General features: G+C 28.8%; 20 protein-coding genes and 1 tRNA gene. 11 read left to right on the forward strand and 10 right to left on the reverse strand.

The genetic code is table 11. The features are described from left to right. The first annotated feature begins 506 nt into the window (after positions 1–506). The 4 genes from tsaE to X924_RS07265 all read left to right on the forward strand — a co-directional run bounded on the left by tsaE (position 507) and on the right by X924_RS07265 (position 3,669). A complete protein-coding gene (gene tsaE / locus X924_RS07250; protein ID WP_121958264.1) occupies positions 507–944 on the forward strand; it encodes a tRNA (adenosine(37)-N6)-threonylcarbamoyltransferase complex ATPase subunit type 1 TsaE in 438 nt (145 codons plus the stop codon). A 19-nt stretch (positions 945–963) separates the two neighbouring features. Then, the gene (locus tag X924_RS07255) at positions 964–1,962 is read left to right on the forward strand and encodes a hypothetical protein (protein WP_121958265.1); all 999 of its coding nucleotides are present in this window, start codon (positions 964–966) and stop codon (positions 1,960–1,962) included. Beyond that, complete coding sequence (gene queA, locus X924_RS07260; protein WP_121958266.1) at positions 1,955–2,980, forward strand: tRNA preQ1(34) S-adenosylmethionine ribosyltransferase-isomerase QueA; 1,026 nt, start codon at positions 1,955–1,957, stop codon at positions 2,978–2,980. The genes X924_RS07255 and queA overlap by 8 nt, the downstream gene beginning before the upstream one ends. Positions 2,981–3,282: 302 nt before the next feature. Next, positions 3,283–3,669 (forward strand): flagellar protein FlaG, encoded by a 387-nt coding sequence (locus tag X924_RS07265; RefSeq protein ID WP_121958267.1) that lies wholly within the window; start codon positions 3,283–3,285, stop codon positions 3,667–3,669. On the opposite strand, the gene X924_RS07270 is transcribed toward X924_RS07265, so the two are convergent. Then, positions 3,666–4,580 (reverse strand): tRNA-dihydrouridine synthase, encoded by a 915-nt coding sequence (locus X924_RS07270; protein ID WP_121958268.1) that lies wholly within the window; start codon positions 4,578–4,580, stop codon positions 3,666–3,668. The two genes, X924_RS07265 and X924_RS07270, sit on opposite strands and share 4 nt — an antisense overlap. 96 nt (positions 4,581–4,676) lie before the next feature. Here X924_RS07270 and X924_RS07275 point away from each other — a divergent pair. Further along, positions 4,677–4,752: transfer RNA gene (locus X924_RS07275), tRNA-Pro, on the forward strand. 31 nt (positions 4,753–4,783) lie between these two features. On the opposite strand, the gene X924_RS07280 is transcribed toward X924_RS07275, so the two are convergent. From X924_RS07280 to X924_RS07305, 5 genes are all read right to left on the reverse strand, one after another. After that, a complete protein-coding gene (locus X924_RS07280) occupies positions 4,784–5,392 on the reverse strand; it encodes an isochorismatase family protein (protein WP_121958269.1) in 609 nt (202 codons plus the stop codon). 177 nt (positions 5,393–5,569) lie between these two features. Continuing rightward, entirely contained in the window at positions 5,570–6,334 is a 765-nt protein-coding gene (locus X924_RS07285) for a YdcF family protein (RefSeq protein WP_121958270.1), read from the reverse strand. 458 nt (positions 6,335–6,792) lie between these two features. Continuing rightward, positions 6,793–7,866 carry a lipopolysaccharide assembly protein LapB gene (locus X924_RS07295; RefSeq protein WP_121958272.1) on the reverse strand — a complete coding sequence of 358 codons (1,074 nt, stop codon included), beginning with the start codon at positions 7,864–7,866 and terminating at the stop codon, positions 6,793–6,795. A 282-nt stretch (positions 7,867–8,148) separates the two neighbouring features. Beyond that, complete coding sequence (locus tag X924_RS07300) at positions 8,149–8,586, reverse strand: Hsp20/alpha crystallin family protein (protein WP_121958273.1); 438 nt, start codon at positions 8,584–8,586, stop codon at positions 8,149–8,151. Positions 8,587–8,762: 176 nt separating this feature from the next. After that, positions 8,763–9,449: a CPBP family intramembrane glutamic endopeptidase gene (locus tag X924_RS07305; protein ID WP_121958274.1), complete on the reverse strand. Its 687-nt coding sequence runs from the start codon at positions 9,447–9,449 to the stop codon at positions 8,763–8,765. Between the two features lie 843 nt (positions 9,450–10,292). On the opposite strand from X924_RS07305, the gene X924_RS07310 reads away from it, so the two are divergent. The 4 genes from X924_RS07310 (at position 10,293) to X924_RS07325 (ending at position 15,334) form a co-directional block, all read left to right on the forward strand. Next, on the forward strand, positions 10,293–11,450 hold the full coding sequence (locus X924_RS07310; protein WP_121958275.1) for an amidohydrolase: 1,158 nt from the start codon (positions 10,293–10,295) through the stop codon (positions 11,448–11,450). 170 nt (positions 11,451–11,620) lie between these two features. Further along, positions 11,621–12,661 (forward strand): L-threonine 3-dehydrogenase, encoded by a 1,041-nt coding sequence (tdh, locus tag X924_RS07315; RefSeq protein WP_121958276.1) that lies wholly within the window; start codon positions 11,621–11,623, stop codon positions 12,659–12,661. Between the two features lie 212 nt (positions 12,662–12,873). After that, the gene (locus X924_RS07320; protein ID WP_121958277.1) at positions 12,874–14,049 is read left to right on the forward strand and encodes a glycine C-acetyltransferase; all 1,176 of its coding nucleotides are present in this window, start codon (positions 12,874–12,876) and stop codon (positions 14,047–14,049) included. A gap of 133 nt (positions 14,050–14,182) precedes the next feature. Next, complete coding sequence (locus tag X924_RS07325; protein WP_121958278.1) at positions 14,183–15,334, forward strand: SBBP repeat-containing protein; 1,152 nt, start codon at positions 14,183–14,185, stop codon at positions 15,332–15,334. An 87-nt stretch (positions 15,335–15,421) separates the two neighbouring features. On the opposite strand, the gene mnmG is transcribed toward X924_RS07325, so the two are convergent. From mnmG to X924_RS07345, 4 genes are all read right to left on the reverse strand, one after another. Continuing rightward, on the reverse strand, positions 15,422–17,299 hold the full coding sequence (mnmG, locus tag X924_RS07330; protein WP_121958279.1) for a tRNA uridine-5-carboxymethylaminomethyl(34) synthesis enzyme MnmG: 1,878 nt from the start codon (positions 17,297–17,299) through the stop codon (positions 15,422–15,424). A 202-nt stretch (positions 17,300–17,501) separates the two neighbouring features. Continuing rightward, entirely contained in the window at positions 17,502–17,720 is a 219-nt protein-coding gene (locus X924_RS07335) for a CRISPR-associated endonuclease Cas2 (protein WP_233186607.1), read from the reverse strand. A gap of 71 nt (positions 17,721–17,791) precedes the next feature. Then, on the reverse strand, positions 17,792–17,959 hold the full coding sequence (locus X924_RS07340) for a Dna2/Cas4 domain-containing protein (protein WP_158245347.1): 168 nt from the start codon (positions 17,957–17,959) through the stop codon (positions 17,792–17,794). Further along, on the reverse strand, positions 17,952–18,626 hold the full coding sequence (locus X924_RS07345) for a hypothetical protein (RefSeq protein WP_121958282.1): 675 nt from the start codon (positions 18,624–18,626) through the stop codon (positions 17,952–17,954). The genes X924_RS07340 and X924_RS07345 overlap by 8 nt, the downstream gene beginning before the upstream one ends. Positions 18,627–19,087: 461 nt before the next feature. Here X924_RS07345 and X924_RS07350 point away from each other — a divergent pair, with 461 nt between their 5' ends. Continuing rightward, on the forward strand, positions 19,088–19,417 hold the full coding sequence (locus X924_RS07350) for a hypothetical protein (protein ID WP_121958283.1): 330 nt from the start codon (positions 19,088–19,090) through the stop codon (positions 19,415–19,417). A gap of 12 nt (positions 19,418–19,429) precedes the next feature. Further along, positions 19,430–19,870, forward strand: coding sequence for a hypothetical protein (locus X924_RS07355; RefSeq protein WP_121958284.1), 441 nt, complete (start codon positions 19,430–19,432; stop codon positions 19,868–19,870). The last annotated feature ends 283 nt before the right edge of the window (positions 19,871–20,153 follow it).

Below are 20,153 nucleotides of genomic sequence, written 5' to 3' on the forward strand. Positions count from 1 at the left end.
GTTCAGGGCGAAGCCCTCTTCCCCCTTACTTGGAAATGAGAAGTTTTTAAAAATGAGCATTTGAATTTAAAACGGGTCCAGGGCAGAGCCCTCCTCCTTCTTACTTGGCTACAAGTATCGACGAAGCTAAAAAAATAGTTAATTTGTTAAAATTAGAATTGCATAAGCATTTTATAAATAAAGATTTTAGAAAGCAAGCTTTTGAATTTAAGTGGGTTTAGTATTAACTGTATAGGTACTTTAGAAATGAGAAGTTTTTAAAAATGAGCTTTTGAATTTAAGAAGGGTCCAGGGCACGGCCCTCCTCTCTCCTTAGCTACACGTAGCAAAAAAGCTAAAAAAATTTATATTCTGTGAAGATTATAGTTGAGGAAATATTTTTGAAAAAACTAAGATTCAAAACATTTATAAAATCGGAGTTTCATAATTTCCAAAGTAAATAAAAATAATTTGTAAAACGGAGGTTTTTTAAAATAATAAAATACCATAAAATTGATATTTCTAAAATGAAAAAATTAGGTTTAATAATTTCAAAAAATCTCTTCCCAGGTGCTAAAATCTTACTATATGGAGAGTTAGGTACAGGTAAGACAACTTTAGTTTCGTTTATAATAAATGGACTAAGCCATCAGAAAATTAACGTTACCAGCCCAACTTTTTCTTTGATTAAAGTTTATGATTTTGATCCAGTTGTTTATCACGTAGATCTTTACAGATTAACGGAGCCTTATGAAATTGAATATTTAGACATTTTTTCTGATCCAAAAGGTATCTATTTGGTAGAATGGGCAAATTTATTGGACTATTTGCTACCTGAAAATAGGTTGGATATATATATTTCATATGATATTGATTATAACTTTAGAAATATAGAAATAGACGCTAAAGGAAATGATTATAAAAAAATAGAAGATAACATAAAAATATTATTTTATGAAGTTTGAAAGATAAGGAGAATAAAAATTGTCGCTTCAAAGAATTTTTAAAGTAATAGACCATAAAGATTATCAAGAACATGCAAAAAAGACTAGAAGTTTAGTAGAAAAAGTAAATAAATTGATCAAATCTCCAAAAGAATTAAACGAGAGAAAAATGTTTTGGATATATAGAATCTTAGGGAAAGATGCGGAACTAAAAATTTCGAAAAAGCATATACATGATTTTCAGTTTTTAATTCTACATATATTGAATAAACCTAAAGAAAATAGATTTTTAGATTTAAAAAATTATTATAAATTGAGCGATGAAGCTATAGAAAATTTAAAGTTTATAATTTTTCCAGAAAAGTTTCCACCAGGAGGATATAATGAAAAACTAAAAAAATATGGAGTAGAATTTTATGATGCAAAAGTAATTTTAAAAAGGTTAAATTTTAGAGATTATATAGATATTTATTCATTGATAACCTATATTCCTTTAGAAGCAAAAACGCCTTTTGTACAAAATCTATTAGATGAAATATTAAGTATAGATCCGCTTGAAACCAAAGTTTCTTTAGTAAAAAAGATAAAAGAAATCTTTCAAAATTTAAGTGAGTATGAAAAACAGATAATTGAGTTTCAGCTTAAAAATATTTCATATTATCATTATAGACTCATAACTTTTAAACAAATAAAAGGCGTTGTTATAGATGGTAATAACGTAGTGAGATATAACAACATAAATAGTATCAATTTATTGTTGGACTTATTAGATAATTTGTATATTGAAAATTTAACTTTCTTTCCTGTCATAATTGTTTTTGATAAAAATATAGAACATGTATTAAAAAAAGAAGAAGATAAAGATATTTTAAAAAGGATATCTGAAAAAAAGAGAATATATTTTGAATCTCCAGCTGATAAATTAATAGTATATTTTAGTAATAAGCTTGGATATTATATGATTTCTCAAGACAAATTTTCAGAATATTCTTTTGATTCGAATAAACTTTTAGAATTGCGGAGGTTTTTAGATGAATGAAAATATATTTAATATAGAAAATTATAATTATGATTTACCAGAAGAGTTAATTGCTCAGGAACCTGTAGAACCACGAGACAGTTGCAGATTGATGGTACTTGATAGAAATAAAAGAACAATAGAACATGCAATATTTAGACAAATTAAAAGTTATTTAAAAAAAGGAGATCTTTTAGTAGTTAACAACACAAAAGTTATACCTGCAAGACTGCATGGAAAAAAAGAAACAGGCGCTAAAGTAGAAGTATTACTTTTAGAAAAGGACGGATCTGAAAAAATTTGGAAAGCACTTGTAAAACCTGGTGGAAAAATAAAAAAGGGTAATAAATTGATTTTTGCAGATGGAATAACATGTCAAGTTATAGATCATCTTGAAGATGGATCAAGAATATTAGAATTTGAAGAAGAAGACTTTTACTCAAAAATTTTTGAAATAGGTGAAATACCTTTGCCTCCCTACATAAAAAAGTCATTGGATGATCCAAATAAATACCAAACAAAATATGCAAAATATGAGGGTGCAGTTGCTGCACCTACAGCAGGTTTACATTTTACAGAAAAATTATTGCAAGAGTTAAGAGAATATGGAATAAATTTTTCTGAAGTAACTCTTCACGTTGGTTTAGGAACTTTTAGACCTGTAAAAGAAAAAGATATCAGAAATTACGATATTCATGAAGAATATTACAGCGTTTCAAAAAATACTTTAGAAGAAATTGCAAAAACAAAAGCCCGAGGGAATAAAGTAGTTGCAGTCGGAACTACAGTTGTTAGAACTTTGGAATCAATCTCCAGAAATCCAGAGAAATTAATAGGTAAAACAAAACTATACATATATCCTCCTTTTGAATTTAGAATAGTAGATGCTCTTATAACAAATTTTCATCTTCCAAAATCTTCTCTTATTTTTTTAGTATCGGCATTTGCAGGATATGATTATCTTATGAATGCATATAAACAAGCTATTGATAAGAGTTATAGGTTCTTTTCATTTGGAGATGCGATGCTTATTTTATGATATTATCTGATTAAAGTTATTTTAATTTTAGTCGATACTTATATTGAGTAAAAATTAAATGATAGACATTTTAGAAACGAAGAATTTTCTAAAAACGAAGTTTTATTTTTATAAGGGTCCATATCATAGCCCCTCCCTCTTCTTTTAGCTGAACGCAGCGAAGAAGTTAAAAAAATCATATTTATTAAGAATTAGAGTTATTAAGTAATTTTTATAAAATTTAAGCTTAAAATAACAATAAAATCTAATTTTTTGAAATTCCTAAATGAGTAAACATTAGGTTAAAAAAGGAGTGGTTATTGATGGAAATACCAAATATTGGGGGGAAGAGTAACACTTCTGATGCAAGTACCATAAATTTTGTTAATAGAAACATTTTAAACCTCCAAAAGAATTTTGGAGATTCAAATAGTACAAATAGTATAAATAGTATAAAAAAAGAAGATCAACTTACTTTAGAAGACCTGGATAAAATATCAAAAATAATCGCAGATAGGCTTGAAAAACTGTCACAAATTTTTAAGGGTGAAGCAAGATTTGAAATAGACAGAGATTTGGATATTTTAATAGTAAAAATAGTGGAAAAAAATACTGAAAAAGTAATACGACAAATTCCTCCCGAGGTTTCTTTAAAACTTGCAAAAGCCTTAAATGATCTTGAAGGTATCTTATTTGATGAAAAAGCTTAGTTAGTGTCTTTCAAAACAAGATTTTTTTCAATAATTTCGCAAACATCATTGTAAGAAAAAATTGATGAAATATTTTTCCTTATTTCATTTACACCTTTTTTTCCAGAAAAGTATTTTGTTAATACTTTTCTAAATTTTTTTACAGCTTGAGTTTCTGATTCATAAAACTCAATCATATATCTTAAATGTTCTAAGCAGACATTTATTTGTTCATCTAAGTTTGGAATATAATTGTCCATTCGAAATATCCATGGATTCCCTATAGCACCACGAGCTACAACTACAAAATCTGCTTTGTAATTATTTAAATAATCGTAAATATCCTCTGTTGAGAAAACATCACCAGTTGCGCCAATAGGTATTTTTATGTGTTCTTTTAATTTTTTAACATAACTTCTATCTGCTTTTCCATGATAGAATTGTTCCCTTGTTCTACCGTGAACAATAATATAATCGGCTCCAGAATCTTGTATAATTTTTGAAATTTCTTCAATGTTTATTTCTTTGTACCCTAATCTCACTTTAACACCTATTGGTAACGTTGTATATTTTTTTAATGAATATACAATTTTACTTAAAATTTTAGGATTTTTTAGCAACGCTGCTCCCGCACCTTTTTTAACAACTTTATTTACAGGGCAAGCAGCATTTATATCTATCCAATCTGCTAAATGTTCTATTTTTTGTACGGCCAAACAAAATTTATCCGGATCATTTCCAAATAATTGAATTCCTATATTTTTTTCATCCTTTTGTGGTAACATTTTAATAATTTTATCGTTATTTTGTATGATTGAATCTACAGAAATCATCTCAGTAAATACAAATTGTGCTCCGTGTTTTTTACATAACTTTCTAAATGGATAATCGGTATAATCAGCCATCGGTGCCAATCCTATTTTATAATTCATATTCCTCCACTAACTTTCTACTGTATTTTTTCTATAATTGACGTTTCCGAAAATTTATGTTATAATTTTTTATGTATTTAAAATTATAAAAATATTCGGAGCGTAGCGCAGTTGGTAGCGCGTCAGCATGGGGTGTTGAAGGTCGCTGGTTCAAATCCAGTCGCTCCGACCATCTAAAAGGCATTAAAAATGCCTTTTATTTTTTAAACTATTATTTTCCCAAATTTTTCTTCACAAATCTCTTTTATATCTTTTTTATTTACTGATTTAATATATTCTTTTATCGGAAATATTTTATACCCTCTTTTTAACGCATCTTCGATTGTTGCAATAACACACACATCTCCAGCCAAACCTAAAATGATTAAATTTTTTATTTTGTAATCTTTCAATATTTTGTCTAATCCAGATTCAATTTTTTTATTTATATCAGAATAAAAGGCAGAATAACTATCACTATCCTCATTTTGTCCTTTCAATATTATATGGTCGTAGTTGTCAATAAATAGTTGATTTCCGTACGTACCTTTTATACAATGAGGTGGCCATATTTTAAAAGATTCATGATTTTCTGGATGATCATCTTTACTTGCAATTATTTTAAAATTATTTTTTTTCATAAGATCCAAAAAGACATTAACCTCTCTTATCCAATTCTCATCTGTACCTTCTACAGGAAGCTCTGATAAACATCTTTCGGTGAATCCATTTTGACAATCAACACAAAGGACAGCGGTATCGTTATGTAATAATTTTAGTTGGTTAATTATAACCTCTAAAATTTGTTGTGGAGTTTTTGTTTTTACTTCCATATTTTTTCCTCCTTGAGACTTTCTCGTTATTCACTTTAAAAATCATAAAACTCATTTTCTATAAATGTTTTTAACGTTTAATCTTTTTAAAAATATCTTCTCAACTCTAATCCTTGCAAAATACAATTTTTTTTAATTTTTTAGGTATTTTTACCTGTCCGTTTAATTTGAATAAAGTTAATTGGTAACAGCGAATTTTATTAATCCTAAATACTCATGTAAGGCAGCAGCATTTGCTTTTAATGAATCTATCTCAGGTAAAAAGTCGTACCATTTTATTTGTTCATTAGATACAAGATATCCTGTAGGAAAGGGTATTATGTTTATATCATCAGAAACATTTTCAAAATATTTTAAAGCTCTATGCATATGTACAGCACTTGTTACCAAAAAAATATTATTATAATTTTTATTTTCTAAATATTCCAAAACAAACATTGCATTTTGTTGTGTGTTTTTTGCCTTTTCTTCTGCGTATATATAACTTGGATTTACACCAAAGTTTATAAGTTCTTGTTTCATTATAGTAGCTTCTGGGATATTTGTGCCTCTAAGTTGTCCTCCAGTTACTATAATTGGCAAATTATAATTTTTGTGTATCAAATATCCTTCATAAACTCTTTTTAAAGCAGAATCAGATAATTCACCCTCTCCATACCTTGGAGTCATAGGAATTATTCCTCCACCCAGAATCACGATAACACTTTCTTCCGAAAAATTTTTTAATGAGTTAATTTCTAATGAAGGATATTTATTTTCTAATGGGGTTACAAAAATTTTAGCAAACCAACCAGATGATAATATATAAATAGAAAGGCACATTATAAATATAGATAACCAAGAACCCTTTTTTCGAAAAAGCTCTATTAACATTAATATTATACCTATTGAAATAAAAATACCAGGTATTTCTAAGAAAGAAGTAAAAATATCATAAAACATAGTATAATCCACTTATTGAGTAAAATATAATAGTACCTAACATAGTATAAAAACCCAAAGGTATTTTTTTAGGGTTTGCCTTAAAGTTTATAATAATCACAAGAATAACACTAATTGTTATGATAAAGAATATATCTATTCCAAACAAAAGGGTTAAAGAAGTTAATAGTTTAACATCTCCAAAACCCATTTTAGCTTTTTTCCAATAATAAAACGTTAAGAAAAAAACAAATAAAGCATACATAAGATTTTCTAAATTAAAATTTAGCAAAGCGATTACAAAAATGACAGCAACTCCTAAATCTGGGATAATAAAATAAAAAAAATCAACTAACCCAATAAATAATAGGCTGTTGAATACAATAATTTTCTGCCAAGAAGAATCAATAAAGTAAAGAATAAAATTTAAAAATATAAAAACAATAATTATTAAAAATACTTTTTTATTGAAAATGTTCTCACCCTTCTAATTTTTGTAATTCTTCTTTAGAAAGATTTGAATCAATAATTTCTTTTAATCCATAAATGTACCACATATAATTTTCTTTAATTTGGTTGTATATCTCTTTAGCTTCATATATTTTGCCTGACTTTAAATACGGTATAACTAATAAAAGCTTAAAATGTTCCTGGTCTTTGTTTTCGTAAATATATTTTTCCAAAAAATTTTGAACTTCTTTATATTTTTTGTTTTCAAACATTACTTTAGCCCAAACTTCGATATCACTTGAATATTCGGGAATTTCGTTAAGAATCTCCTCTTTAAGTTTTTCTGCCTCCGTGGTTCTAAGTAGTTTTTCATATATAGAAGATAGTTCGTATCTACCAAGAATGCTTTTTGGAAACCTATTCAAAAATTTTTCTAATACATGCGCAGCTTTTTCATAATTTTCGATTTGAATATAAGCATCAGCTATCATGAAATAAGTTACATAATTATTGGGAGAAAGTTCTATTTCTTTTTTCCAGATTTCAGCTGCTTTTTCATATTCTCCTAAATTAAAGTATAATTCACCTAATTCAGATAATGCTGCAATATTCCAGGGATCAGTTTTAACAGCTTTTTCTAAATATTCTTTTCCCTTTTCAATTTCTCCTTTTTCTATTAATATAGAACCAATTAATTCATACGCTGGAGCAAAACCGGGATCCATCTTTAACATAAAGGCAATAATTTTTTCTACAGTCTCATAATTTTTTTTATCGGTTTCTATTAAGACAGCATCAAACAAATTATTCAGGGAAATATGCTTTAAGTCAGAAGAATTGATTTGAAAATTAGAGAGATAATCTAAAAATTCGGAAAGAATAAAGGGTTCTATTACAAAATCAGAAGTTAAACCAGAAAGATGTTTCATAAGTAACTCTACTTTTTCGGTTTCTAAAATAAATTTCGTATTGTTTTTTAAATCCGCCTTCATCAATTCAAAATCTCCTTCGTATAGAAACTCGCACAACAATAAAGGAAAAGGAGTTAAATCTGAGATTTCAATCGCTGCTTCTCCTAAATTTACTTTTATTAAATTCTGCATGGTTATCTCCTCCCGTTTATTTTTTTACTTCTTTGGTACTTGCAACCAAGGATGCACAAAATTTTCTAAGGTTTTCAACCTGACACCCCGCTTATGTGGGGAAAAGAACTTCACCTTAGACACTTAAGCGAACAGGGAAATAAACATATGATTCTTAAAAATACAATTTTTATTATTATATCATATTTAGTTTTTATTAAGAAAATTTATTTTTTATTTTTCACATTTAAAATAACTATAAAAAAAAATAACAACGGGCATACGCCCGCTGTTATTGTTAAATTAGTCTATTGATATTTCTTTACTTTCGCCTTTCGCACTTTCTTTTTTAGGTATAATTACCTTGAGTACACCATTTTCATACTTAGCTTGGATATCATCTTTGTCAATGTATTCTGGCAACCGGATAGATCTTTCGATTTTTCCAAAATATCTTTCTTGCCTGTAAATGTTACCTTTTTTAACTTCATCAGAACTTCTTTTTTCTGCAGATATTGTTAAAACATCGTTGTCCAACTTTACTTTTATATCTCTCTTATCTAATCCTGGTAATTCACATTCTACAACAAAATCATCTTCTGTTTCGTAAACATCCATTTCTCCTCTTTGAGTTATGCCAACACCAAAAGGAATGGATCTAAAAAAGTCCTCTAACTCTCTGTTGAAAAAATCAAAAGGTGATAAATAATCGTCTCTTTCAGCTCTTCTAATTTCTGCCATTTTACCACCCCCTGATATTTTTCTTATTAATTATTTCTTTCACTAAAATTATACCAAAAAAAAATTACGTTGGTCAAGAATAAAATTATAAAAAGTGATTTTTATATTAATACCATAAATAAATAGAAATATATGTATTAAATATAAAGGTAACTAAAAATTTAAGCACATGAAATCTATAAACGATAATTACTTAGCAACTTATTTTTTTTAATTATCAGATAAGAGATAGTTATCCCATCTGAAAGAGTATGTATTATAATAGGATAAATAATGCTTTGGCTTATTTGAAAAGTAAATCCAAGAATTAAAGACATTATTATTCTTCCTGGAAGAAGGTTTAAGAACTGATGAAAGCTTTCTTGTCTCATAAAAACATTAAAAAGATGAATAATTACGAAGAATAAAGATGAAATTAATGTTGAGTAGTTTAAAAATAATAAAGAACCTTGTATTAATATTTCTAAACTTCCTTGAAAGAATCCTCTGTAAAAAAACTCTTCAGAGGGTCCTACTAAAAGCCAAACATACAATAACAACATCTTATTATTTTTTGTGTGAATGTAAGGGACCTTAAAAAGTTCGTTATCCGAAACTTTTTTTATACTAATTATAGATAAAAAAATTAAAAATAAAGAGATAATTATCATAATTATCCCTGCCTTTACATTTCCAAAGGAAAATCCAGCATTTTTCCAACTTAATCCAGAAAAATTGATAATAAATAGCGTTAGAAATATGCTCACTAAACCTAATAGAAAATTCGCTTTATATGGATTAACTTTTTTAAAGAGAAATCTAATACATATAAATATTATAAAATAATAAAAAATTATAAAAACTAAAAATCTTACAAATGTCATAAAAAACTCCTTCTTAAATCCATCATAAATTCAAAACTTTGTTTTTAGAAAATTTTTAATTTCTAAAGCTTCTAAAATAATTCTAAGAGTAATTATACTTTAAATTTCTAATAGTTTGACATTATTCTTATTTTAAACTATAATTAAAATTAGTAAATAAAACTTTTAAAAGTAGAGTTTTATTAGGTTCTCTAAAATAATCTTTTGAATTTAAAGTGGGTTTAGTATTAACTGTATAGGTGCTTTAGAAATGAGAAATTTTTAAAAATGAGCTTTTGAATTTAAAGTGGGTCCAGGGCGGAGCCCCCCTCCCCCTTACTTTGCTACGAGTACCAAAGAAGCTAAAAAATAGTTAATTTGTCAAAATTAGAATTACATAAGCATTTTATAAATAAAGATTTTTAGAAAACAAGCTTTTGAATTTAAAGTGGGTTTAGTATTAACTGTATAGGTACTTTAGAAATGAGAAATTTTTAAAAATGAGCATTTGAATTTAAAGTGGGTCCAGGGCGGAGCCCTCCTCCCTCCTTAGATATACGTACCTAAGAACTTAAAAATATAGGTAATTTATCAAAATTAGAATTGCATAAGCATTTTATAAATAAGATTTTAGAAAATAATCTTTTGAATTTAAAGTGGGTTTAGTATTAACTGTATAGGTATTTTAGAAATGAGAAGTTTTTAAAAATGAGCTTTTGAATTTAAAGTGGGTCCAGGGCGGAGCCCCCTTCTCTCCTTCCATATGCTTATCGAAAAAGATAAACTCTAAATTATCTCTATAAAATGTGAATTTTATAATTTTTAAAGCAGATGAAATTAAAATCATAAAGGAGGCATAATTACATGCATAATTTGTTACTTAAAAAAGGTAAGATATTTCCCGTTTCAAAAAAACCATTTGTAGGAGACATTTTAATTGAGAATGGCAAAATTTCTAAGATATCAGAAAATATTGAAGAGAGTTCCGCTGAAATAATAGATGCAAGCGAAAAATATATTTTCCCAGGTTTCATCGATGCTCATTCTCACATAGGATTGTTTGAAGAAGGTGTTGGAGGATCTTATCAAGATGGCAATGAAGCAACAGATCCGGTAACTTCACAAGTGAGAGCTATAGATGCCTTTTATCCAGAAGATGCTGCAATCAAAAGAGCATTAGCTGGAGGCGTAACTACTGTTATGATAGTACCTGGTAGTGCTAATCCAATAGGTGGACAGGGAGCAATTGTTAAATTTAATTCTCAGATTACTGATGAATCAATAATTAGGGAGCCTGCTGGTTTAAAAATGGCTTTAGGTGAAAATCCTAAAAGAGTGTACGGTTCTACAAACAAAATTCCTTCAACCAGGCTCGGAAATGCAGCCATAATTAGAGATTATTTCATAAAAGTAAAAAACTATATGAAGAAAAAAGAATTAGCAAAAAAAGACGGAAAAGATTTTAGTGAGATTGATATAAAATATGAAATAGGCGAAAAAGTTTTAAAAAAAGAAATTCCTGCACGAATACACGCACATAGGAAAGACGATATATTAACAGCCATAAGATTGGCAGAAGAGTTTAATTTTGATCTTATTATAGAGCATGCTACAGAAGCTTATAAAATTGCAGATTACATAAAAGAAAAAAATATTCCGCTAATATTAGGCCCTTTATTAGGTTTTAGAACAAAATTAGAAACAAGAGATATGAGTTTTGAATCTATATCTATAATAAACGAAAAAGGCATATTATGTTCTTTAATGTGTGATCATCCAGTTATACACTTAGAATATGCTTCTATTCAAGCGGCCACAGCGTTAAGATATGGTGCGAAAGAAGAAGATCTTTTAAAGATGTTAACCATAAATCCAGCTAAAATATTAAAAATAGATAGTAGGGTAGGAACAATTGATGCAGGGAAAGATGCTGATTTAGTCATTTGGAGTGGTCATCCATTTGAATTTAAAAGTTATGTCGAAAAGACTATTATAGAAGGTAAAATAGTTTATGAAAGATAATTATTAATAATCTTTTGAATTTTTTAATTATTTCATATTATTCGGTTCTGATCGCTTTAAATTAGAAATAATTGAGTATTAATAACTCCCCAATGATTTGAAAAATTTTTCATTATGCGTTACACTATATATGAAAGTTATTATCCTATCAATTAGGAGAGTGAATATAAGTGAAAGCTATTGTAAAAAAAGAACCCCAAAAAGGATTTTCATTGGTGGAAATTAAAGAACCGATTATTAATTCTCCGCATGATGTAAAAATCAAAGTATTAAAGGCTTCCATATGTGGAACAGATGTTCATATTTATAAATGGGACGATTGGGCAAAAAATAGAATCAAAAAACTTCCTCAAATAGATGGACATGAGTTTGTAGGAAGAGTTATAGAAACAGGTTCAGAAGTTAAAAATGTAAAACCAAATGATTTAGTCGTTGGAGATAGCCATATCCCTTGTGGTTACTGTTATCATTGTAGAAATGGAAACATGCATGTTTGTCAAAATCTTCAAATATTAGGAGTCGATAGAGACGGAGTTTTTTCTGAATATACTGTATTACCAGATAAGGTTTTATTAAAAATAGATGACAGTATTCCCTTACAATATGCCTCAGTAATGGAACCACTGGGGAACGCTTTATTTACCACAACAGTTGCCGATCTTAGAGGAAAGATAGTTTTAATAACAGGTGCTGGTCCAATTGGAGCTATGGCTATCGAAATAGCAAAAATATCCGGCGCATCTTTTATAGTTGTTAGTGAAGTATCTGAGTACAGAATTAAAATGGCACAAAAATTAGGAGCCAATTTAGTTATAAATCCTTCTAAAAACTCTTTAGTTGAAGAAATTGACAAATTAACTGATGGCTTAGGCGTAGATGTATTTTTAGAAATGTCTGGGAACGAAAATGCATTGAATGAAGGCATAAAATCATTAAAAAACACTGGTGTTGCTTCAATTTTGGGGGTCTTTCCTACAGAAAAAATAAATTTTGATATGAATACAGCTGTTTTTAAAAATCTGACTATACAGACTATTACAGGTAGAAAAATGTTTGAAACCTGGTATTTAGCAGCTTCATGGTTAAAATATAAGAAATTGGATTTGAGTAAGATAGTTACTCATAACTTTGATTTTATGGATTATGAAGAAGCTTTTGAACTAATGAGTAGTGGAATGAGTGGCAAGATTGTTTTAAATTTTTCACAGTAAAGCCTTTCATTATACACGTCTACTATAAAATGTTTAAATCTTTTGTTTTAAAAATGAAAAACAAAGTACCGAAAAAGCTAAAAAATAGAGAACAGATCAAAATTACAATTATGAAGATATTTTATAAAAAGTTAAACATTAAACTATTGATAAAATATGAATTTTAGAATTTATAAAGTGAGTAAACGTTAAAAATGAAAGGAGGTAAGAAAATGAATTTTTACGATCAACTTAAACAAGAAATGGAAGACCTTGAACAATCAGGTTTACTTGTTACTATTAGAACCTTAGAAGGTCCCCAAGGGGCATGGATAAATATTAACGATAAAAAGTTTTTAAATCTATGTTCCAATAACTATTTAGGACTCGCTAATGACAAAAGGTTAAAAGATGCCGCAATAAAAGCTATTGAAAAATGGGGAGTCGGACCAGGAGCCGTAAGGACAATAGCTGGAACTATGAAGATACACGAAGAATTAGAAAAAAAATTAGCGGAATTTAAAAAAGTAGAAGCAACGTTAGTAGTACAATCAGGATTCAATGCAAATCAAGCAGTCATTCCAACAATTACATCTGAAGAAGATGCTATTTTGTCTGACGAACTTAACCATGCAAGCATAATCGATGGTGTAAGACTATCAAAAGCTAAAAGATATGTATGGAAACATAAAGATTTAAATTCATTAGAAGAGCAGCTGAAACAAGCGGCTAATTGCAGAAGAAAATTGATAATTACCGACGGGGTTTTCAGTATGGATGGTGATATTGCACCATTACCAGGAATTGTGGAATTAGCTAAAAAATATGATGCTTTAGTGATGATAGATGATGCTCATGGAGAAGGAGTTTTAGGCAAAAACGGTAGAGGAATTGCAGATCATTTTAATTTAACGGATGAAGTTGACATTGAAATAGGTACTTTATCCAAAGCTTTTGGAATTGTAGGAGGTTTTATTTCCGGTAAAAAACAACTTATTGATTTTTTGAAGCAACGAGCCCGACCTTTTTTGTTCTCAAGTTCTTTATCTCCTGCTGAGACTGGCGCAGCTTTAGAAGCCGTTAATATATTATCGGAGTCTGAACAATTAGTTAATAGATTGTGGGATAACGCAAGATATTTTCAACAAAAAATTAAAGATATGGGATATGATATAGGAGTTACAGAAACTCCGATTACTCCTGTAATGATATATGATGAAAAGAAGACAAAAGAATTTAGTTTTGAATTGTATGAAAAAGGTATCTTTGCTTCTGCTATCGTTTACCCAACAGTACCTAAGGGTAAGGCAAGAATAAGGGTAATGATAAGTGCAGTGCACTCTAAAGAAGATTTAGATTTTGCTTTAGAAAAATTTGAGTATTTAGGTAAAAAATTTAGTATAATATAAAAAAATAGTATGGAATTTTTTGTTTTTATATGTTATAATCAAATGAGGTTGATTTTTTGCAACTTCTATGATTTAAATTTATAATTTCTAAGAGAATAATACAATAATTTTATAAAAGATAGGAGGGATTGTGGTGAAAACCAAAATTTTATCAGTATTAATGTTAGTATTAGGTGTATCTTTTATTTCTATGGCATCTTTGAATTTAGATTGGGGAAGGGTTTATTCTCTTCCAGGAGCACAAGAGATATTCAGTGTAAAAGCTGTTGAAGATGGTGTATATTTGTTTGGTTATTCCGATGAAAAAGGATTTGACGAAGATATGTTGATTTTAAAGTTTGATAAAGATGGAAATAAAGTTTATGAAAATAGAATAGGTGGTCGCTATAATGACTGGCTAAGTTACGGAACTGTCACAAAAGACGGTGATTTGTTTTTAGTTGGAACTTCCGGTTCTTATGGCAAAGATTCTGATATCTATGTAACTAAGATTGGGTCTAATAAGTTTACAACTAACCTTGACAAATTGGGTGTAGACAAAGGTAGTGCAGGTGTGGAAGTAGAAGATGGTTTTGTGGTAATAGGCTATGGTTCAGATCCAGATACTCTGAATATGAGAGGCAAAATTGTCAAATTAGATAAGCAAGGTAATGTTGTATATGATAAATGGTTGGCTTATTTTGTTCCGGGAAGTGACACAAAACCTTTAAGTATAAAAGAAACTTCAAAAGGGAATTTTATAATTGCGGGGACTATAGTTCAAATATTCGAAAATTTAACTAAATTTTACCTAACTATGGTAGATAGTGAAGGGGAAGAGATTTGGACAAAAGTTTTTGCTCCAAGAGATTATGCTCGCGGATTTGATGTTGTTGAAGTACCGGGCGGATATGTAGCAGTAGGTTATGAAGGTTCTTGGGCTACGGCATGGTCGGATATTTACGTAGTAAAATTTAATGAAGAAGGTAATATACTGTGGGAATCTTTCTATGGAGACGTTGAGAGTGATCACGGCTATTCTGTTAAATTAGGGCCAAACGGTAATATTTACGTGGCTGGTTATATTACTAACTTAAATGGTGACAAAGATGTTGTAATTTTAGAATACGATAGCGCTGGAAATTTGTTAAATGCTAAATCTCTTGGTGGGTTTGGAGATGATGTGGCATTTTCATTAGATATAGACCAAAAAGGTAATTTATATGTTGCTGGATATTCTCAATCTGCTGATTTGGGAGCAGATAAAGATAAAGATGTCTTTTTACTCAAATATACAATAAAATAATAAATTATTACTCGCACAAAGAAACGAGTAACTCAAATCTTATAAACTTAGGGGTAGTTTAAACTACCCCGTTTTTTATTGTTGTATTTAATTAGATTTATTCTTTAGTTTTAAATAAATATTTAAATTAATTACATCTGCGGGATTTATTCCCGGAATTCTTGACATTTGCCCCAATGTTTCTGGTTTGATATTCTTTAGCTTTTCCTTAGCTTCAAAAGCGAGATTACTTACTTCGTCATAATTGATATTTTTTGGGATTCTTTCATTTTCCAACTCTTTCATTTTTAAAACATCCTCATTCATTCTATTAAGATATCCTTCATATTTAAAATAAATGTCAATTTGTTCTATAACTTCTTTTTCATCAATTGGTTCAAGATCTAAATGTCTCACATCATAATATAAAATTTCCGGCCTTTTCAAAATGTCACCAAATTTAGTGATTTGAGAAATTTTAGAAGTTCCTTTTTCCATTAAAATATTATTAATTTGTCCGGGCTGAAGTTTTAAATTTTTTAATCTTTCCACGTGGTAGTTTATCTTATTTTCAAATTGTAATAATTTTTCATACTGGTCTCTGCTCAATAAGCCATATTTATAACCATACTTATACAACCTTAAATGAGCATTGTCATGTCTTAATAATAATCTATATTCAGCCCTTGAAGTTAACAAACGATAAGGTTCATCTACACCTTTAGTAATAAGATCATCAACAAGTACTCCTAAATAAGCTTCTGACCTATCAAGTACAAAAGGCTCTTCGTTTCTTATTTTCAAAGCGGCGTTTATTCCTGCTAAAATACCTTGACCAGCAGCTTCTTCGTATCCACTTGTGCCATTTATTTGTCCTGCTAAAAATAAACCAGCAATATTTTTACACTCAAGACTATGCTTTAGTTGGTTAGGAAATACAAAATCATATTCTACGGCGTAAGCAGGTCTTTCAATAACAACATTTTCCAGGCCAGGTATTGTTTTTAACATCTCAATTTGAGCTTCAAAAGGTAGACTAGTACTCAATCCATTTAAATATATTTCACTTGAGTGTTTCGATTCCGGTTCAAGAAAAAATTGATGAGAATCTTTTCCAAATTTCATAACTTTATCTTCTATAGATGGGCAGTACCTTGGACCTTTACCTGAGATTAATTTCACGTCTCCATAAAGTGGCGAAAATTTTATATATTTATGAATGATCTCATGAGTTTTTGAATTAGTTCTTCCAAGATAACAAGGATAATCCTTAGATAAAACTTTTGGTTCACTCCAATATGAAAAATTTAAGGGTTCATCCGATGTTTCTTGAATCTCAAATTTAGAAAAATCTATAGAGTTTTTTCTTACCCTTGCGGGTGTTCCAGTTTTAAATCTTCCAATTTCTAAGCCAAGTTCTATAAGAGAAGACGTTAAAGAATTAGCGGGAAGTTCCCCCATCCTTCCAGATTCAAAAGTATTTCTTCCAATGAAAAGTCTACCTCTAAGAAAAGTTCCTGTTGTTAGTATGATTGCTTTAGATAAATAATTCATACCTAATTCAGTTTCCAGACCAGTTACTTTTCCATTTTCTGTCAAAATTTTTTTAACGATTCCATACCTGAGTGTTAAATTAGGAGTGTTTTCTAAAATTTCTTTCATTTTTTTAGAATAATCATATTTATCAATTTGTGCTCTTAGAGCTCTTACTGCTATTCCTTTGCTCGTATTGAGCATACGCATATTTATAGCAGTTTCATCAGCAACTTTGGCTTGCAATCCTCCCAATGCATCTATTTCCCTTGTGACAATTCCTTTAGCGGGTCCTCCTATTGCAGGATTACAAGGAGCCCATCCAACAGTATCTAAATTTATATTTAAAAGTAATGTATTCATATTCATTTTCGCACAAGCAAAAGCAGCCTCAATTCCTGCATGACCTGCTCCTACAACAATTACATCAAAAGAGTTTTCTTGATTTACCAAAAAGTTCACCTCCAAATAAAACAAGTGGGAGGCAAAGCCTCCCCCGTTTAATCTTTATATATAATTATATCACATTTTAAAAAAATGTTTGTATCCTACCCGTTTTATATAAATAGTAAATTATAATTTTAGATTCTTAATTATCCATAATCGAACTAATATAATCTCCAAATAACAACGGCCCAGTTCATTATAGACCTTTTCAAAATATTAAATCTTGAGGTTCACCTTTTTCTATTCCAAAAGTTTCTTTTCTAAAGATTTTTCTCGATTCAAAGATATACCAAGTGATACTATCTTCTTCTTCCTTCGTAATCTTTTTTATTTGGCGTTTGAGTATTTCAAATTTAGCTTCTGTAATTTCCCCTTCAAGTGCCATTAATTCATTAACACTTTTAACTTTGTCTACTTTTTTTATCATTTCTTCCATTTTTTTCGAGATGGTACACTTTTTATCATTCCAAATTAGGTCAATTACTGCTCCTGGCAGTTTTATTTCTTTTTCGCCTTTTCCTTCGTATGAATTTTATGCAAGTATCTTCCTAATTCTATGTAAGGATTGTCTTGTTCGGGCTTAAACCTTCGCAGCACAAACCAGGCTTCTCTCTTGCAAACAGTATAAGCTAAAACTGAATATCCAGTTACAATATCTTCATCCATAAATATCATCTTTCAATTCATATGGAATAAATCCTAATTCAGGAGAATAGACTTCTCCAATGGCGGATGTTCTTATTAGCCAAATTCCATTACCCTTATATTCAATCTTTTTATCTTCACATAAAAAAACTTGATTGTAGAAGTCGTCCCACTTTTTTATTTCTTCTTTAGTTACATTTATTGAATAGTTTTCAAGGTACTTCCATAAACGCTTTTTTGTATCTAAGTTTTCTAAATTATGCTGTAACTCTTCTATTTCATGAAGAATATTTGATACAGTACCATCCACATCAACAAAAACGATATCTTCGTGTAGATTTTCTTCAATCAACGGAACATAATTACCCCAGTTTCCTTCTTTTATTTCATACCAAGGTCCTTTTTGATACTTTTGATTTGATAAACGGATATAATATTCATCTAATAGTTCCTGTACATCTTTTTCTAAGAAATTTTTGTGTTCGAATAGTATCTCTTTTGTAATCCCAAGAGAGATACTATCATATACATAAGATCCATAGGATCTTCCTTGAATATTATTTTCATCTATTATTTCCATAACATAGATATCTCCAATTTCACTCTTCATATTTCTGTTACATCTTCCCGCTGCTTGAACTATACTATCAAAGGGTGATAAATCTTTAAATACATAGTCAAAATCCAAGTCTACTCCGGCTTCAACTACCTGCGTTGAAATTAAATTTCTTGGTTTATTTTTCTGTTCTAATAAGGAATGAAAACTAAATATAAGGTTATTAGCATACTGTGTATAATTCTTAACTACCCATGAGAAATTTATAATGATGACGCTCCTATGAGCGTCTTTATTATTTTAGAACTAAATCTTGTATTATAAAATTCATAAAAGAAAAATTGATTTAATACTTTATTAAGAGTTTATACTTATTTTGCTAATTTCAGGAACTTCTCATATAATATAATTTTTTAAATCATTTAAAGTTGAATAAATTGACTTACACTATCTTCTCTTTTACGTTCATATACTGTTTTTGATCACACTTAAATCATATAAATCACAAACTATAAAATTATTAATTAATAAATAACAATTTTTGCATATTTTTTTCAATTGGGCTATAATATATTAAAAGCAGTGGATGCAAAATGAAAACTCCGTTAGTAAGTAATAAATTCAACAAAGAGGAAACCCAGCCAAATAAGATATTAAATGAGTATTTTAATTTAGTTTATCAAAACCATATTTTGGATAGCGAAAAAATTGTGCTCCAAGAAGAAAAAATTAAAGACTTGTTGAATGTTTTAATAAATAATTTTCTAAAAGACATAAACACCAAAACAAAGACAAAAATGTTAGAAAGTCATGAAGACATTCAAAATAAGATAGATAACTTAGAAAAATATCAAGAAATAAAAATAACCATAGAAAATTATATGAAACAATTAGAAAAAATAGAAGAAGCTATAAAATTATAGAAATTAAGGAAGGTGATTAAAATTTCTAAAAATGCAAAGAATCCCTCTTTTGAATGGACAAATTTTTATATGAAGTTTGCGGATAAGTTGTTAGAATATAAAAATGACAGGACAAATCTTATAAAATTGATTGACAAAGTTTTTGATAAATCTAATTTAAAAAATCCTTTTATGGAAAATGGAGAACTTTTTGATGACATTTGTCCTTTTACCGTTTTTTCAGCTTTTAACAGACAAATTAAAATGAATAACCGTATAACTATTTTAAAAAATATCAAAGAAATTTTTGAAATTGATGAGATTGTTCCTTCTGAATTCGCGGGCGTTACTTTTGTACCCCCTTTATTCACAAGATTTTTCCCAAGGAAAAGTCAAAGAAAAGAAGATGACATTCCTAACCTTTGGGATTTATTTGAAGCTGCTATTAACTACGCTGATAATCCTTCCTTGTAAATGATAAAATAAAAAGGTATAAAAAGTTGCAAATAAAAATGTACAGAAATGAACATAAAAATGGTATCCTTCTTTAGGAGAGGGAATAGAAAGAAAAGGAGGAGAAGGATACCAAAGATGAAAGAATTAAAAAAGCAAATAGAAATAATAAAGGTGATGGGAATGAAGCCGAACTTTTCTGAATTAGCAAGGATGTATGGGATTGATGAAGGGAAAGGGAAAAAGTTTTATGAAGGTATTGAAGGAAAGCCAAGGAAAGGAAAGAACCAAAGCAAATTGGAAA

It is taken from the genome of Petrotoga sp. 9PWA.NaAc.5.4 (genome assembly GCF_002895485.1).
GTDB lineage: Bacteria > Thermotogota > Thermotogae > Petrotogales > Petrotogaceae > AZRK01.

Coding starts and splice junctions, on each gene's coding strand:
- queA (WP_121958266.1), top strand. CDS start 1,955: ATGAATGAAAATATATTTAATATAGAAAATTATAATTATGATTTACCA.
- X924_RS07300 (WP_121958273.1), bottom strand. CDS start 8,586: ATGGCAGAAATTAGAAGAGCTGAAAGAGACGATTATTTATCACCTTTT.
- X924_RS07270 (WP_121958268.1), bottom strand. CDS start 4,580: ATGAATTATAAAATAGGATTGGCACCGATGGCTGATTATACCGATTAT.
- X924_RS07335 (WP_233186607.1), bottom strand. CDS start 17,720: ATGATAAAAAAAGTAGACAAAGTTAAAAGTGTTAATGAATTAATGGCA.
- X924_RS07285 (WP_121958270.1), bottom strand. CDS start 6,334: ATGTTTTATGATATTTTTACTTCTTTCTTAGAAATACCTGGTATTTTT.
- X924_RS07280 (WP_121958269.1), bottom strand. CDS start 5,392: ATGGAAGTAAAAACAAAAACTCCACAACAAATTTTAGAGGTTATAATT.
- X924_RS07305 (WP_121958274.1), bottom strand. CDS start 9,449: ATGACATTTGTAAGATTTTTAGTTTTTATAATTTTTTATTATTTTATA.
- tsaE (WP_121958264.1), top strand. CDS start 507: ATGAAAAAATTAGGTTTAATAATTTCAAAAAATCTCTTCCCAGGTGCT.
- X924_RS07265 (WP_121958267.1), top strand. CDS start 3,283: ATGGAAATACCAAATATTGGGGGGAAGAGTAACACTTCTGATGCAAGT.
- X924_RS07350 (WP_121958283.1), top strand. CDS start 19,088: ATGAAAACTCCGTTAGTAAGTAATAAATTCAACAAAGAGGAAACCCAG.
- X924_RS07295 (WP_121958272.1), bottom strand. CDS start 7,866: ATGCAGAATTTAATAAAAGTAAATTTAGGAGAAGCAGCGATTGAAATC.
- X924_RS07340 (WP_158245347.1), bottom strand. CDS start 17,959: ATGGATGAAGATATTGTAACTGGATATTCAGTTTTAGCTTATACTGTT.
- X924_RS07320 (WP_121958277.1), top strand. CDS start 12,874: ATGAATTTTTACGATCAACTTAAACAAGAAATGGAAGACCTTGAACAA.
- X924_RS07310 (WP_121958275.1), top strand. CDS start 10,293: ATGCATAATTTGTTACTTAAAAAAGGTAAGATATTTCCCGTTTCAAAA.